Here is a 15966-nt window from a genome sequence, read left to right on the forward strand (position 1 = left end):
GAGCCATGCGCAGTACGCATGTGAGCGTCTGGATCGAGGTTGCCGCGGACGCGGTGTACGCCTACGCGGCAGATCCGCAGCACCTGGCCAACTGGGCGGCGGGGCTGGCCGAGGGCGGATTGAGACTCACTCCGCGGGGATGGGTCGCCGATTCCCCCATGGGTGAGGTCACCGTCGAGTTCGCCGGCCCGAACACGCTGGGAGTACTCGATCACGTGGTGCGGCTGCCCTCGGGTGAGGCCGTTTACAACCCGCTGCGGGTGGTGCCGGGCGGCGTCGACGCCGCGTCGTGCGAAGTCGTGTTCACCGTGCGGCAGCGGCAGGGCATGACGGACGCAGAGTTCGAAGCGGACGTGGCCGCGGTGGCAGCGGATCTAGAGACGTTGCGGCGGCTGCTGGAGGGTCACTGATCAGAGGGCGGAACGTGGCCCAGGGTCAGCCACACGACGATGGCCGCCGCGGCTGCGGAGAGTACCGCCGGTGCAGCGCTCATGGTTGCCACGCCGACGATCACCAGTACCAGGGCGCCGACCGCCAGGGCGATCAGCTTGTAGGTCGGCCAGGGCACCCCGGCGATGTCCACTTCGTGATCGGCCCGGGAGGCGACACTACGAAAGTTCCCGGCGGTGGTCATGTATTGACGATAGCTCGCAACATTGATTTCGGCTAGCCGAAACCTTGGATGCGGCGTGTCACTTTATCGGTCCAGACTGCTCAACAGTGGGCTTCCATCCGGTACTGGACCTCGGCCGGCCGGGTGGGACGATCAGCGAACCAGCCACGCGCCGTGCCGCTGATATGGAATGTGGTGCCATCCACGCTGGCATCGGCAGGTGCTGTCACATTGGCTGAGCCGCCGGTGAACCCTTCCAGCCCGGTCAGGCGCATGGCTTTCGGTTCGACGGTGCCGCCGGTCTGGATGATGGCCGTGAAGCCGGGCGTTTCCGGCTGCGTTTCGATGGTCCACAGCCAGGACCGTTGCGTGCAGAGCACCGAGAACGTGGTCGGGACCTGCTCGCCGTTGATGAAAATCCGCGCCGTGTAGGCATCCGCAGAGATGCCGGTGGCCGTAGCGCAGGCAGATAATGCCAGCACGCCTACCGAAACGGTGCGCGCCGCCACCCGCCGCACCAGCCGCTGCATGTGCCACATGACGGTTGTTTTCCCAGTTCGGAGTCCCTTCAACCAACTGCGGTGGATTTCCTCGGGGTGGCCGTGCAGCTGCCGGGATCCTGCGGTGTGTCCCCACCCAGCTGCAGAGAAACGCCTGGCCAGTGGCACCATTGAACGGTGACTGCCGATCTGAGCAAGGGCTCCCGAGTCTCCCCGCTGGCTGCGCCGCTTTCCGCGGCCGACATCGACGAGGCCGCCAAGCGAATTTCCGGCGTGGTCACCCGCAGCCCGCTGCAGTTCAACGAACGGCTCTCGGACGCGACCGGAGCCAATGTCTACCTCAAGCGTGAGGATCTGCAGGCAGTGCGTTCCTACAAGGTGCGCGGGGCGTTCAATCTGATGGCGCAGCTCTCGCCCGAGGAGCTGGCCGCTGGTGTGGTGTGCTCCTCGGCGGGCAACCACGCCCAAGGCTTCGCCATGGCCTGCCGGTCGATGCGGACCCACGGCCGCGTGTACGTGCCGGCCAAGACGCCCAAACAGAAGCGTGACCGGATCCGATACCACGGCCGCGAGTTCATCGAGCTCATCGCGGTTGGGTCGACCTACGATCTGGCTGCTGCCGCGGCGCTCGACGATGTCGCCCGGACCGGGGCGACCCTCGTACCCCCGTACGACGATGTGCGGACGATGGCCGGGCAGGGCACCATCGCTGCCGAGCTGCTCGACCAACTCGACGACGAGCCGGACCTGGTGATCGTCCCCGTCGGCGGCGGCGGCTGTATCTCCGGCATCACCACCTACCTCGCCGAGCGGGCCTCGGGCACCTCGGTACTCGGTGTCGAGCCGGCCGGTGCGGCCTCGATGATCGCCGCGCTGGCCGCGGGTCAGCCGGTCACCCTCGAACACGTCGACCAGTTCGTCGACGGTGCGGCAGTGGCGCGGGCCGGGGCGCTGCCCTATGCCGCGTTGGCCGCCGCCGGTGACATGGTCTCGCTCACCACGGTCGACGAAGGCGCGGTGTGCACCACGATGCTCGATCTGTATCAGAACGACGGAATCATCGCCGAGCCTGCCGGTGCGTTGTCGGTCGCGGCGCTGCTGGAGGCGGACATCGAACGCGGTTCCACCGTCGTGTGCCTGATCTCCGGCGGAAACAACGACGTGTCGCGGTACAACGAGGTGGTCGAGCGCTCACTGGTGCATCTGGGGCTCAAGCACTACTTCCTGGTCGACTTCCCGCAGGAGCCCGGGGCGTTGCGCCGATTCCTGGATGAGGTCCTAGGACCGGGCGACGACATCACGCTTTTCGAGTACGTCAAGCGCAACAACCGCGAGACCGGTGAGGCACTGTGCGGTGTCGAGTTGAGTGCAGCGACCGACCTCGAAGGCCTGCTGGCCCGGATGAGGGACTCCGACATCCACGTCGAGTTGCTCGAACCCGGGTCACCGACGTACCGATATCTGACCTGAGGAAGCCGATCTGAGGGGCAAGCCCTCAGGCGCCGATCCCGGTGGCCTTGAAGTGGTCGCCGTCATCGTGGCGTTCGGTGCGCCGGTCGGCTGACCGCCCAGACGATGAGCCCGCAGGCGGCGAAGGCGGCGCCGAGGAGCGCCGAGGCGGTCCAGCCCGCGGCCGAGTACGCGGCGGTCGTGGCAGTCGCCCCAAGGGCTGAGCCGAGCGAGTAGAAGAACATGTAGCCGCCGATGACGCTGCTGGTGAGGTGTGGGTGGGCTGTGGTCAGCAGGTGCTGATTGCTCACATGGACTGCTTGCACCGCGAAGTCGAGCACCACGACACCGACGACGATCGGCAGCAACGACCATGACGCGTGCCCGATGGCCAGCCACGATACGGCCAGTAGCGCGAGCGCCCCGCCGGTGACCGTACTTGCGAACCCGGCGTCAGCCCAGTGTCCGGCCCGGGCTGCGCCGAGTGCGCCTGCGAGGCCGGCGATTCCGAAGAGTCCGATCTGCGCTGTGCTCAGATGCCACGGGTCCGCCGCGAGTGGCAGAGCCAGGCCACTCCACAGCGTTCCGAAGGAGGCGAACAGAAAGAACGCGATCACGCCGCGCGAGACGAAGAGGCGGTCACTGAACAGTCGGCCCAACGACGCCAGCACCTCGACGTAGGTGGTGTGCGCCCGGGGCGGGTCGGGCGGCAGGAGTCGCAGGACGAGACATGCCAGCGCCAGCAACAACACCGCCAGCCCGAGATAGACGCTGCGCCAACCCCACACCGCGGCAACGGCGCCCGCCGCCACGCGGGATCCGAGGATGCCGATGACGACTCCAGAGGTCACCACGCCCAGGGTTCGACCGCGTTGTTCGGGTGTGGACAGGGCCGCAGCGTAGGCGACCGTGGTCTGCACGACGACCGCGAACAGGCCGGCGACCGCCAGGCCGGCGAGCAGCAGCCGGGATTGTGCGGCCGTCGCGGCCAGTGCCACGCCGGCGGCGGCCAACAGCAGGTGCGCGGCGATGAGCCTGCGGCGATCGAGCATGTCGCCGAGTGGGACGAGAACGACGAGCCCAACCAGATAACCGAGTTGTCCGGCGGTGACGATCGATCCCAGCTCAGCGTCGGGCACGCCCAGGTCGTGGCCGATCAGGGCCAGCACCGGCTGTGCCGCGTAGATCGTTGCCACGGCCACTGCGCACACGGTGGCGAGAAGCACCTTCAGACCGACGGTCGGTTTCATCTACCCTCCGATTCAGTTGCAAATTGCAACTGAACCGACGCTACGGCAGAATGGTTTCATTCAGCAACTCTTCAGGGGGGAGCGATGGGCGACGCGATACCGCACAGCGATGACATGACCTGGACCGATCCCGCATGTCCGGTGGCGCGGACCCTCGACCTGGTGGGGGATCGCTGGAGCCTGCTGATCGTGCGTGACGCCATGGACGGAGCCCGCGCCTTCACCGACTTTCAGCAGCGCACCGGCATCGCGCGCAACATCCTGACCGACCGCCTACGCCGACTGGTCGACCGCGGCATTCTCGACCGGGAGACGGCCGCATCCGGTCGGCGGCAGGTATACACGCTCACCCAGACCGGTCGTGACCTGTTCACGGTGGTGGTGGCGCTGGGCCAGTGGGGTGAGCGGCATGCATTCGCATCTGGCGAGGCGCACTCGGTGCTCGTCGACACGAGCGGTGATCAACTTTCGGAACTACGGCCCATGAACTCGCGCGGTGCCGTCGTGGACCTCGACGGCACGTCCGTGCGGAAGATTCACTGATCGCGCGTGCAGCGCAGGACGGCGAATGAGTGACCGGCCAACACAGTGGATTCGGCGCGGATCTCGGGGGCCTCCCACGCCAGGAGCAGCTCGCCGGAAACAGGAACCGCCACCGCCTCCGCGCTCAGGTTGCAGGCGATCGACACCGCCCCTCGATGCAGGACGATCCAGCGCTGCTCTTCGTCGAAGTCGATGGACATGTGGTCGAGCCACGGGTCTGCGAGGTCGGGTTCGCTGCGCCGCAATGCGATCAGCGCGCGATAGGTGCGGTGGAGCCGATCATGATCACCAACGGTGACCTCGTCCCAGTTCAGTTTGGAGCGCTGGAAGGTGGCCGGGTCCTGCGGATCCGGGATCTCGTCGGCGTCCCAGCCGTGCTCGGCGAACTCGGCTTTGCGCCCCTCGGCAGTGGCGCGGGCAAGGTCCGGCTCCGGATGCGAGCTGAAGAACTGGAACGGCGAGGACGATCCCCACTCTTCGCCCATGAAAAGCATCGCCGTATAAGGAGATCCGAGAGCCAACGCGGCCTTGACCGCCAGCTGGCCGAACGTCAGCAACTGTGACGGCCGGTCGCCGACGGCGCGGTTGCCGACCTGGTCATGGGTGAGGGTGTAGGCCAGCAGCCGAGTGCCCGGAATCGTTGCGGTGTCCAATGGCCGACCGTGTCTGCGGTGCCGGAACGACGAATAGGTGCCGGCATGAAAGTAGCCGTGCTTCAACGTCTGCGCCAACGTCGCCAGTGATCCGAAATCGGCGTAATATCCTTGCCTTTCGCCGGACACCGCGGTGTGAATGGCGTGGTGGATATCGTCGTCCCACTGTGCGGTCAGCCCGTAACCGCCGCGGTCGCGCGGGGTGATCAGCCGCGGATCGTTGAGGTCGCTTTCGGCGATCAGCGACAGCGGTCGGCCGAGTTCCTCGGCCAGGGCGTCGGTGTCGGTCGCCAGTTCCTCGAGCAGATGGATTGCGGTGTTGTCCACGAGTGCGTGCACTGCATCCAGGCGTAGGCCGTCGGCGTGGAAGTCGCGCATCCAGCGCAGCGCGCAATCGATGATGTAGGTACGCACCTCGTCGGCGTCGGCATCGGACAGGTTGATCGAACTGCCCCACGGATTGTGGCCGGATGACAGGTAGGGGCCGAACCGCGGAAGGTAATTGCCAGAGGGGCCGAGGTGGTTGAACACCGTGTCGATCAGCACACCGAGACCACGACCATGGCAGGCGTCGATGAGCCGGATCAGCCCGTCGGGACCGCCGTAGGGCTCGTGCACCGCGTACCAGAGCACGCCGTCGTAACCCCAGCCGTGGGTGCCGTTGAAGGCATTGACCGGCATCAACTCCACGAAATCGACACCGAGGTCCACCAGGTGGTCGAGCTTGTCGATGGCGGAATCGAATGTGCCCTCGGGAGTGAAGGTTCCGATATGAAGTTCGTAGATCACCGCGCCGGTGATCGAGCGGCCCGCCCAGCCGCTGTCGGTCCAGGCGTCGGGCTCCGGCCGCCACAGCTGAGAGCGTTCATGCACACCGTCGGGTTGGCGCGCTGAGCGAGGATCCGGCAGCACCGTCGGGTCGTCGTCGAGAACGAACCCGTATCGGGCATCGCTACGGCTCGCGACTTCGGCCCGCCACCAGCCGTCTTCGGAGCGCACCATGTCGTGCAGCGTTCCGTCGAGGTCAACCCGCACGCGGTCGGGGGCCGGTGCCCACACGGAAAATTCAGTCATCGGTACGCTCCAGCAGCGCCACCGGGGAATCGGCGAGCAGCTCGGTCAGCGGGACCGACCCCGCCCACTGACGGCCGCTGAGTCGATCCAACCACCGGCCGTCGGGCAGCGGCAATGCTGTGTCTTCCCAGCCGGTTTCGGCCAGCGCCACGGTCCACCGGCAGGCGGCCACCACCACATCCTGGCCCCGCAGAAACGCCACCAGGTGTCTCGCAGCACTGCCGGTGGCCGGCAGTGGGGTGTAGCCGCCGGCCAAGAATGTCTGGGGCCGGGCCCGGCGTAGCGCCAGGGCGGCCATGGTCACGCGCAGCTTGTCGTCGTCGCCGCGTTCCACAGCGCCGCGCAGTGCCGCGTGATCGACCGGGCGCCGGTTGTCCGGATCGACCAGGCTGTCCTCGGTCGTCTCGGTGCCCTGGTAGACGTCGGGGATGCCGGGTGCCGTGAGTTGAATGAGTTTCTGGCCCAGGACGTCGTTGCGAGCATGGGCTTCGAGCCGGCTCACCAATGCCGTCAGTTCGGCTGCGACCGGCCCGTCGAGCACCCGGTCCAGCCACGCGTGTACCTCATCCTCGAAATCCTCGTCGGGGTCGTGCCACGACGTCCTGGTGGCGGCCTCGCGGATCGCCTTCTCGGCGTAGCCGTGCAGCCGGGAGCGAAGCTCGCCGGTGACAGCGCCGTCGATCGGCCAGACGCCGAAGATGTTCTGCCACAAGAACAGTGCGGTGTCGCGATCCGGGGGAGTGGACGTTGCAATCCACCGCTCGACCGAATCTGCCCACGTCTCGGGCACCTGGGACAGCAGCCCGATGCGGGCGCGCACATCCTCACCGCGCTTGGTGTCATGGGTCGACAACGCCGTCATCGTGGACGGCCAGGCACGCACTCGCGTCGTCGCCCGCTGGTGGAACTCAGCGGCCGTGACCCCGAACAACTCCGGTGCACCGCCGACCTCGTTGAGCGACACCAGACGGGCTTCGCGGTAGAACAGGCAGTCTTCGACGGCCTTGGCAGTCGCGGCGCCACACAGTTGGTTGAACCGGGAAACCACCTCGCTGCTGCGGGACATGGCTTCCGAGATCGTGGTCAACGCTTCGGTGAGTTCGGGTGCGGCGCAGGCAGACTCCTGTATTGCCACCGGGAGGATCGTGCCCAGCGCCGGATAGTCACTCCGGTACACGCCGATCCTGCTGATCAGTGTGGCCAGCGCCGCAGGCAGTCGGGGATCGTGCTGCCCCGTCACCGCCGTGACAGACCGGCACAGGCGGCCCAACTCGCTGGCGAGGGTGTCGGCCACGGCGGCCGTCTTGAGCGTCGATTCGGCCTCGGGATCCGGATGCCCGCTCACCGCGGTGAGTGGACTCTCGGCGGCCGGGTCGATGAACAGTCCGCCGACCTCACGCAACGCGTCGTACCCGGTGGTGCCGTTCACCGGGAGCGATGCATCGAGGCTCTCGTCGGCAGCCAGGATCTTCTCCACCACGATCCACGCGTCCGGACCGGTGAGCTCACGCAACCACCGCAGATAGCCTGCGGGATCCGACAATCCGTCCGGGTGGTCGATTCGCAGACCATCCACCAATCCTTCGTCGAACCAGCGTTTGACCTCTACGTGGCTGGCGTCGAAAACAGCACGGTCTTCCTGTCGCAGTGCTGCCAGAGACGTGATCGAGAAGAAGCGCCGGTAGCCGCAGATTCCGCTGCGCCAACCGGTCAACCGGTAGTGCTGGCGATCGTGCACATCGCTGCCGGTGCCCGCGCCGGTCCCCGGTGCAATCGGGAAGACCAGATCGCCCAGGCGCAGTACGTCGCCGTCGACCACCAGATCGGCGATGTCGTCATCGGAGCCCAGGACCGGCAACACGATCCGGCCGTCGTCGAGACCCCAGTCGATGTCGAAGTAGTCGGCGTACAACGAATTCCGGCCGTGTCGCAGTAGGTCCCACCACCACGGATTCTGTTCGGGATGGGCGACGCCGACATGGTTGGGCACGATGTCCACGATCAGCCCCATGCCGCGGGATCGCGCCGCCTCGGACAGGCGCTGTAGACCCTCGGGCCCACCGAGTGCGGCCGACACCGTGGTGGGGTCGGTGACGTCGTACCCATGGGTCGATCCCTGTGCGGCGGACAGGATCGGGGAGAGATAAAGGTGGGACACACCGAGACGGTCGAGGTAGTCGAGCAGGTTCACCGCATCGTCGAATGTGCAGCAGTCCCCGCGCATCTGGAGCCGATATGTGGACAGCACCGGGCGCGGCATGTCAGGCCGTCTTGCGCAGGACGAGTAGTGAGCGGGCCTGTAGCGAGATCTTCTCGCCGGCGGCCACCACCAGATCGGAATCGCCCGTCGGACTGGCGGTGTCGAGGTCGCCGGTCCATTCGGCGGCATAGTCGCCGTTGGGCGTGACGAAATCCTGCTCGTGGTCATTGGCGTTGAAGCACAACAAGAACGTGTCGTCGACAACGCGTTCACCGCGGGCATTGGGGGCGGGGATGGAGTCGCCGTTCAGGAACACCGCGACACAGGTTCCCAATCCCGTGCCCCAGTCCTCCGGAGTCATCTCCGTACCGCCCGGAGTGAGCCAGGCGATGTCGCGGACCTGATCACCACTGCGGATCGGCTTGCCCTCGAAGAACCGGCGACGACGAAATGCCGCATGGCGCTTACGAAATGCCAGTACCTTGCGGGTGAACTCGAGGTGCTCGGCGTGGGTCTCCAGTAGCGACCAGTCCATCCAGGACAGCTCGGAATCCTGGCAGTACACGTTGTTGTTGCCCAACTGTGTACGGCCGATCTCGTCGCCGTGCGCGATCATCGGGGTGCCCTGCGACAGCATCAGCGTCCCCACGATGTTGCGCATCTGCTTGGCGCGCAAGGCCAGGATCTCCGGATCGTCGGTCGGTCCCTCGACCCCGCAGTTCCATGAGCGGTTGTGACTCTCGCCGTCGCGGTTGTCCTCACCGTTGGCCTCGTTGTGCTTCTCGTTGTAGGACACGAGGTCGTTGAGGGTGAACCCGTCGTGGCAGGTGACGAAGTTGATGCTGGCGCCGGGACGACGGCCGGTGGCTTCGTACAGGTCCGAGGAGCCGGTCAGCCGGGAGGCGAACTCGCCCAGAGTCGCGGGCTCGCCCCGCCAGTAATCGCGCACAGTATCGCGATACTTCCCGTTCCATTCGGTCCACAAACCTGGGAAGTTCCCGACTTGGTAGCCACCCTCGCCGATGTCCCACGGCTCGGCGATCAGCTTGACCTGGCTGACCACCGGATCCTGCTGGACCAGATCGAAGAACGCCGAGAGGCGATCCACGTCATAGAATTCGCGGGCCAGCGTGGAGGCCAGGTCGAAACGGAACCCGTCGACATGCATCTCCAGGACCCAGTACCGCAGTGAGTCCATGATCAGCTGCAGCGTGTGTGGGTGCCGGGCGTTGAGGCTGTTGCCGGTCCCGGTGAAATCCTTGTAGTACTCGGGCTGCCCGTCGAGCAGTCGGTAGTAGGCCGCGTTGTCGATGCCGCGGAAGTTGATGGTCGGACCGAGGTGGTTGCCTTCGGCGGTGTGGTTGTAGACCACATCGAGGATCACCTCGATGCCCGCGTCGTGGAACGCCTTGACCATGGTCTTGAACTCGGCCACCGCCCCGCCGGCATGCCGGGTGGCGGCGTACTGGAAGTGCGGCGCGAAAAAGCCAACCGTGTTGTAGCCCCAGTAGTTTCGCAGCCCGAGGTCGAGGAGTCGGTGGTCATGCATGAACTGGTGCACCGGCATCAACTCGATCGCGGTGATGTTCAGCGACTGGAGGTATTCGATGATCACCGGGTGGCTGAGTCCGGCGTACGTGCCCCGCAGTTCCTCCGGGATCCCCGGGTGGGTCTGGGTCATGCCCTTGACGTGTGCCTCGTAGATCACCGTGTCGTGATACGGCGTCTTGGGCGCCCGGTCGGATCCCCACTGGAAGAAGGGGTTGATCACCACGCTCGTCATGGTGTGACCGAGAGAGTCGACCGCGGGCGGGTTTCCGGTACCGGGAGGCTCGGCGTTCAGGTCGTAGGAGAACAGGGCCTGGCTGAAATCGAAGTCACCGTGAAACGACTTGCCGTACGGGTCGAGCAGTAACTTGCTGGGGTCACACCGATGACCGCTGCCCGGGTCCCACGGGCCGTAGACCCGGTACCCGTAACGCTGGCCGGGGGTGACCGTCGGTAGGTAGGCGTGCCAGACGTAGCCGTCGACCTCTTCGAGGTTGATCCGATGTTCGGTGCCGTCCTTCGCGATCAGGCACAGCTCGACGCGTTCGGCGACTTCGGAGAACAACGAGAAGTTGGTGCCGGCACCGTCATAGGTGGCACCGAGCGGGTAGGCCTCGCCGGGCCACACAGTCGACATCGGCGTGGGTGCTGACGAGGGCGGCACTGCAGATGACGGCGGCATGGGTTCACCACCAACCGGTGGCAACCGCCATCTGACGGCCCAGTTCGCCTGTCATCGTGCGCATATAGGTCGTCGAAATATGGTGAGAATCGTGGTACAGCAACACATTTCCCTCCACCACGCGGCAATAGTCCTTCCGGCACACCGCATCGCTCATGTCCAGTGGCTTGAGCAGAGGAAACCTCCCGACGAAATCCAGCGTGGGGTTGTGGTCGGAGAGTACCTTGGACCGCTCGATGCCGCAGGAGATGGAATCGCCACCGTTGGCCAGACAGTCGTAGGGAAAGTATGGCTTGCCGTTGCGGGTCAGCCACGGGGTGTCGCGCATTGCCAGAACCGGAATGTTGTTCTGGGAGAGGGTTTCCCAAATTCCGATGTAGGTGCCCGGCATGACGTCGCCGTCTTTGATGTTCCAGGGCCGCGTCGATGTGGTGAACACGAAGTCGGGGCGATCGGCGATGAGCTGGGACATCACCTTCTGGTTCCACTCATGGCATTTCGGATAGGGGCGGTTGTCGCCCATCACCAGCGGGGTTTCCTCGGTGGTGAGCGGGCAACCCATCTTGAGGTAGGTGACCACCTTGAAGTTGTGCAGGCGGCCCAGTAGATCGAGCGCGGTGATCCAGTGCTCGGCATGCGAGCCGCCGGCGACCGCGATGGTGCGCGCCGCGTTCTTGTCGCCGTAGGTGCAGTTGATCACGTCGGTGTTGCCGAAATCGCTGATACAGCCGTCGGTCGTGGACGCGGGCAGATCGTCCTTGGCTTCCAGCACCGTCGGGCGCATCGGCAGCTTGGGCACCCGGGCATGGTCGATCAGCGCGCGGGCCCCCGGGTAGTCGCGGGCCGACAGTCCGGACAGCTCCTTGCCGTTGGCGCGCTGCACGGTGACGTGCTCGCGCCAGGTGAAGGAGGTGGCCGTCAACGCGACACCGAGCAGTCCGACGATCGAGCCGAGAACGATGGTGGGCCGGCGCAGTCGGACTCGCCACGGAACGGCAGGCATGGACACAGTCTGGGTGGTGTCCTTTGCCTTCTTCTGCGAGCGCAGCGGCTCCTCGATGTAGCGGGTGGTGAGCCAGGCGAGCACGCCCGACACCAGCAGCACGATCGTGCCCTCGAGGAAGTTGGCGTGCGCGTGACCCGAGTAGGACAGCCAGAAGATGAGCAACGGCCAGTGCCAGAGGTAGAGCGAATAGGCCATCGAGCCCAGCGACACGAACGGCTTGGTCGCCAGCATCCGGTTGGGTGCAGGTAACCGCTGGCCCGCGCTCGGATCCTCGGACCGGTTTGCGGCAGCCAGGATGAACAGCACGGTGGCGCCGACCGGAACCAGCGTCCACGGCCCCGGGAACTCCTTGACGCCGTCGATCAACCATCCGCACGACAGGATCGCGGCCAACGACACGGTGGACAAGATCGTGCGCAGCCACATCGGCCACCGCACTGCCGGAACCAAAGCCCCGGCGAGTGCGCCGATCAGCAGTTCCCAGCCGCGGGCGAAGCTGTTGTAGTAGGCCGTCGCCTGATCGTTGTTGTGGGCGATGATCGCGTACACGAACGACGCGATGGTCAGGGCGCCCAGTAAAACGATGAATGCGGTGCGTAGGTGCCGCCCGAAGATCCGGCGGCCGAGGAAAGCGAACCCGAAGACCAGTGCCAGGAACGCCACGTAGAACTGCCCTTGGACCGACATCGACCAGATGTGCTGCAGCGGACTGACCGCCTCACCGGCGCGAAGGTAGTCCGCAGCGGTGTTGGACAGTTCCCAGTTCTGGTAGTAACCCAGGCTCGCCAGGCTCTGGTCAGCAAACGTTTCCCAGCGGGTCTCGGGTTGCACGAGGATCGTCAGCACGGCGGCTGCGGCAAGCACCACAACCAGGGCTGGAAGTAGGCGCCGAATCAACCGGATCAGTTCGGGAACAGGCAATAGCGGTGCTTCGGAGTTGAGCGCGATCCGCAGGAGTTTGCCGCCGAAGAAAAATCCGGACAGCGCCAGGAAAACGTCGACACCACCGGAAACCCGCCCGAACCAGATGTGGAACATCGCCACGAGGGCGATCGCGATACCGCGCAGTCCGTCCAGATCGTGGCGGTAGAAACCTGATGCACGGGTGCCCATGACTGCGTGCGGAACGGAACCGGATTCGGTGCCGGGCTCCGTCCGGGGGGCGTCAAGGGTTTTCATGGTCGAGGCCAATTTACCTAACATCGGCCCGCCGCTCACATTTCGGATGCGTGCGTCACACCCTGTGAGCAAAGGGCTAGGCTGCCCGACTGTGCCTGAGCTGACACCGGCGCAGATCAGCGCCATCGACGCGGCGCACATCTGGCACCCCTACAGCGCCATGGATGCGGACGTGTTGCCGCCGGTCGTCGCGGTCGGGGCCAAGGGCGCGTGGCTGACTGTGATCGACCCTACCGACGGCGCACCGCTCGAGGTTCTCGATGCGATGGCGTCCTGGTGGACTGCCGTACACGGGCACGGACACCCGGTGCTGGACCGTGCCATCAACAACCAGCTCGCCACCATGAACCACGTCATGTTCGGCGGTCTGACCCACGAACCGGCCGCCCGGCTGGCCCAGCTGCTGGTCGACCTCACCCCCGCGCCCCTGGAGACCGTGTTCTTCAGCGACTCCGGGTCGGTGTCGGTCGAGGTGGCGGTCAAAATGGCGCTGCAGTACTGGCGCAGCGTCGGCCGAGAGTCCAAGCACCGTCTGATGACCTGGCGCGGCGGCTATCACGGCGACACGTTCACCCCGATGAGCGTGTGCGATCCCGACGGTGGCATGCATTCCCTGTGGACCGACGTTCTGGTGCCCCAGGTGTTCGCACCGCCCGTGCCCGCCGACTACGAGCCGTCCTACAGCGAGGCGTTCGAGCGGCAACTGGCCGAGCACGCCGATGAGCTCGCCGCCGTGATCGTCGAACCTGTTGTGCAGGGTGCCGGGGGAATGCGGTTCCACGACCCGCGGTACCTCGCGGACTTGCGGGCCATCTGCGATCGCCACCATGTGCTGCTCATCTTCGATGAGATCGCCACCGGATTCGGCCGCACCGGAAAGCTGTTCGCCGCCGAGCACGCCGGGGTGAGCCCGGACATCATGTGTGTCGGCAAGGCGATGACCGGCGGCTACATCACCCTGGCGGCCACGCTGTGTACCCGTGAGATCGCACGGACGATCAGTGCGGGGGAGCCCGGTGCCCTGATGCACGGGCCGACGTTCATGGCCAACGCGCTGGCCTGTGCGGTCGGTGTCGCCGCGGTGGAACTGCTGGTCAGCAGTGACTGGCCGGCCCGGGTGGCCGAGATCGAGGCGGGCCTGCGACAGGGACTCGAGCCGGCCCGCGCCCTGCCCGGCGTCGCCGATGTGCGGGTGCTCGGCGCCATCGGCGTGATCGAGATGCGCGAGCCGGTCGACATGAAGGTGGCGACGCTGGCGGCGTTGCGGCACGGGGTATGGCTGCGTCCGTTCGGCAAGCTGGTCTATGCCATGCCGCCCTTCATCTGCACGCCTGCGGAGGTGGAACAGATCACCGCCGGCATGGTCGGCGTCGCTCGTGCACTAACCTGAACGGTGTTCAACTGTCGGCACCGCCGACGTGTTCAACCGCAGCGAGGAGCCCACTGTGACGCGCACCGATCTATCACCGCTGGCCTGGCTGGCCGATGTCGAATCACAGCGCAGGCAGGCCGGGCTTCGTCGTGAGCTGCGAACCCGCCCCGCTGTGGCGACCGAATTGGACCTGGCCTCCAACGACTACCTGGGGCTGTCGCAGCACCCGGAGGTGCTCGACGGCGGCATCGAGGCACTGCGCACCTGGGGTGCCGGCGCCGGCGGATCGCGGCTGGTCACTGGAAACACCGAGCTGCACGAAGAGTTCGAGACCGCGCTGGCGACCTTCGTCGGCGCCGAGTCGGCATTGGTCTTCTCCTCGGGTTACACCGCCAACCTGGGTGCCGTCGTCGCACTGAGCGGTCCCGGCTCGCTGCTCGTCTCCGATGCCCTGACCCATGCCTCGCTGGTCGACGCCTGCCGGTTGTCCCGTGCGCGGGTGACCGTCACGCCGCACCTCGACGTTGACGCCGTCGATACCGCGCTCTCGTCGCGCACCGAGGACCGCGCGGTGGTGCTGACCGAATCGGTGTTCAGCACCGACGGCGTGCTCGCGCCGCTGCGCGAACTGCACGCGGTCTGCCGCCGGCACGGTGCGTTGTTGCTCGTCGACGAGGCACATGGACTCGGCGTGCGCGGTCCGGGCGGGCAGGGTCTGTTGTACGAGTCCGGCCTCGCCGGAGCGCCGGACGTGGTGATGACGGCGACGCTGTCGAAGGCGCTCGGCAGCCAGGGCGGCGTGGTGCTCGGCCCCGAGCCGATCCGCGCCCACCTGATCGACGCGGCCCGTCCGTTCATCTTCGATACGGGATTGGCGCCGGCGGCAGTCGGTGCGGCGGCGGCCGCCCTGCGGGTGCTGATCGCCGAACCCCAGCGAGCGCAAGCAGTTCTGGACCATGCCGCCGAGCTGGCCCGGATCTCCGGGGATACCGCGGTGCCCGATTCCGCGGTCGTCTCGGTGATCCTCGGTGAGCCGGAGGTCGCGGTGGCTGCTGCGGCCGCGTGCTTGGACCGCGGTGTACGGGTGGGCTGCTTCCGGCCACCGACGGTTCCCGAGGGCACCTCACGTCTGCGCTTGACGGCCCGGGCCTCGCTGACCGCCGACGAGATGGATCTGGCCCGTCAGGTGTTGACCGAGGTTCTGTCGGAGGCCCGGTTGTGAGCACGCTGGTCGTCACCGGGACCGACACCGGCGTCGGCAAGACCGTGACGACCGCCGCGCTGGCCTGCGCGGCGCGGCTGGCTGGGCTCGATGTCGCGGTGTCCAAGCCGGTGCAGACCGGAACCGTGGACGGTGACAACGACCTCGGTGAGGTGCACCGGCTGTCCGGGGTCGGCAATCTGCACGGCGGATGGCGGTATCCGGAACCGCTGGCGCCGGTATCTGCCGCGGAGCGTGCCGGACTTCCATTGCCGACGCGTACCGAGTTGGTGGACGCGGTGCGAGCCGCCGAGGTTCCCGGCGGGCTGACCCTCGTCGAAGGTGCGGGTGGTCTGCTGGTCGAGCTGGGGGCTGACGGCGTCACGCTGCGTGATCTGGCTGTTGATCTCTCCGCTACCGTCCTCGTGGTGGTCTCCCCGGGGCTGGGAACGCTCAACCACACCGCGTTGACATTGGAATCACTTGCAGGGCAAGGAATTACCTGCGCCGGTCTGGTGATCGGGGCGTGGCCGGAGAACCCCGGCGCCGCCGAGTCCGGAAACCGGGACGCGCTGGCACGGTTGGCGCCGGTGCGTGCAGTACTGCCCGCAGGAGCGGGCGGGGCGAGCGCCGAGGAGTTCGAGAAGCTCTGCGCCGACGCCTTCGATCTGAACTGGCTGACCGGCCTGGCTTGAG

General features: G+C 66.5%; 13 protein-coding genes. 6 read left to right on the top strand and 7 right to left on the bottom strand.

Translation table 11 applies throughout. The annotated features are described in order from the left end of the window. Positions 1 to 5: 5 nt before the first annotated feature. Complete coding sequence (locus tag AC4LGL_RS13560; protein WP_491839131.1) at positions 6 to 410, top strand: SRPBCC family protein; 405 nt, start codon at positions 6 to 8, stop codon at positions 408 to 410. Here AC4LGL_RS13560 and AC4LGL_RS13565 read toward each other — a convergent pair. Together AC4LGL_RS13565 and AC4LGL_RS13570 are read right to left on the bottom strand one after the other, a co-directional pair. After that, entirely contained in the window at positions 404 to 634 is a 231-nt protein-coding gene (locus AC4LGL_RS13565; RefSeq protein WP_491839132.1) for a hypothetical protein, read from the bottom strand. The genes AC4LGL_RS13560 and AC4LGL_RS13565 overlap by 7 nt on opposite strands. An 80-nt stretch (positions 635 to 714) precedes the next feature. Beyond that, positions 715 to 1143: a lipoprotein LpqH gene (locus AC4LGL_RS13570; RefSeq protein ID WP_491839133.1), complete on the bottom strand. Its 429-nt coding sequence runs from the start codon at positions 1141 to 1143 to the stop codon at positions 715 to 717. A 147-nt stretch (positions 1144 to 1290) separates the two neighbouring features. Here AC4LGL_RS13570 and ilvA point away from each other — a divergent pair, with 147 nt between their 5' ends. Continuing rightward, positions 1291 to 2583 (top strand): threonine ammonia-lyase IlvA, encoded by a 1293-nt coding sequence (ilvA, locus tag AC4LGL_RS13575; RefSeq protein WP_491839134.1) that lies wholly within the window; start codon positions 1291 to 1293, stop codon positions 2581 to 2583. 62 nt (positions 2584 to 2645) lie between these two features. Here the strand turns inward: ilvA and AC4LGL_RS13580 are convergent, their stop codons facing one another. Next, positions 2646 to 3812, bottom strand: coding sequence for an MFS transporter (locus AC4LGL_RS13580; protein ID WP_491839135.1), 1167 nt, complete (start codon positions 3810 to 3812; stop codon positions 2646 to 2648). Between the two features lie 84 nt (positions 3813 to 3896). Between AC4LGL_RS13580 and AC4LGL_RS13585 the strand changes: the two genes are divergently transcribed. Further along, a complete protein-coding gene (locus AC4LGL_RS13585) occupies positions 3897 to 4355 on the top strand; it encodes a winged helix-turn-helix transcriptional regulator (protein ID WP_491839136.1) in 459 nt (152 codons plus the stop codon). On the opposite strand, the gene treZ is transcribed toward AC4LGL_RS13585, so the two are convergent. Genes treZ through sucT form a run of 4 tightly spaced genes read right to left on the bottom strand, consistent with a single transcriptional unit; the run spans position 4349 to position 12697 of the window. Further along, the gene (gene treZ / locus AC4LGL_RS13590; RefSeq protein ID WP_491839137.1) at positions 4349 to 6082 is read right to left on the bottom strand and encodes a malto-oligosyltrehalose trehalohydrolase; all 1734 of its coding nucleotides are present in this window, start codon (positions 6080 to 6082) and stop codon (positions 4349 to 4351) included. The genes AC4LGL_RS13585 and treZ overlap by 7 nt on opposite strands. Further along, positions 6075 to 8342 (bottom strand): malto-oligosyltrehalose synthase, encoded by a 2268-nt coding sequence (gene treY / locus AC4LGL_RS13595; protein WP_491839138.1) that lies wholly within the window; start codon positions 8340 to 8342, stop codon positions 6075 to 6077. The genes treZ and treY overlap by 8 nt, the downstream gene beginning before the upstream one ends. Position 8343: 1 nt before the next feature. Further along, entirely contained in the window at positions 8344 to 10512 is a 2169-nt protein-coding gene (gene glgX / locus AC4LGL_RS13600; protein ID WP_491839139.1) for a glycogen debranching protein GlgX, read from the bottom strand. Between the two features lie 4 nt (positions 10513 to 10516). After that, positions 10517 to 12697: an acetyltransferase SucT gene (gene sucT, locus AC4LGL_RS13605; protein ID WP_491839140.1), complete on the bottom strand. Its 2181-nt coding sequence runs from the start codon at positions 12695 to 12697 to the stop codon at positions 10517 to 10519. Positions 12698 to 12788: 91 nt separating this feature from the next. On the opposite strand from sucT, the gene AC4LGL_RS13610 reads away from it, so the two are divergent. The 3 genes from AC4LGL_RS13610 to bioD are packed head-to-tail and all read left to right on the top strand — an operon-like array spanning position 12789 to position 15965. Beyond that, a complete protein-coding gene (locus AC4LGL_RS13610) occupies positions 12789 to 14087 on the top strand; it encodes an adenosylmethionine--8-amino-7-oxononanoate transaminase (protein WP_491839141.1) in 1299 nt (432 codons plus the stop codon). 55 nt (positions 14088 to 14142) lie between these two features. Next, positions 14143 to 15291 (top strand): 8-amino-7-oxononanoate synthase, encoded by a 1149-nt coding sequence (locus tag AC4LGL_RS13615; protein ID WP_491839142.1) that lies wholly within the window; start codon positions 14143 to 14145, stop codon positions 15289 to 15291. Further along, the gene (bioD, locus tag AC4LGL_RS13620; RefSeq protein WP_491839143.1) at positions 15288 to 15965 is read left to right on the top strand and encodes a dethiobiotin synthase; all 678 of its coding nucleotides are present in this window, start codon (positions 15288 to 15290) and stop codon (positions 15963 to 15965) included. Before AC4LGL_RS13615 ends, bioD begins: the two co-directional genes overlap by 4 nt. The last annotated feature ends 1 nt before the right edge of the window (position 15966 follow it).

Source organism: Mycolicibacterium arcueilense (assembly GCF_058536225.1).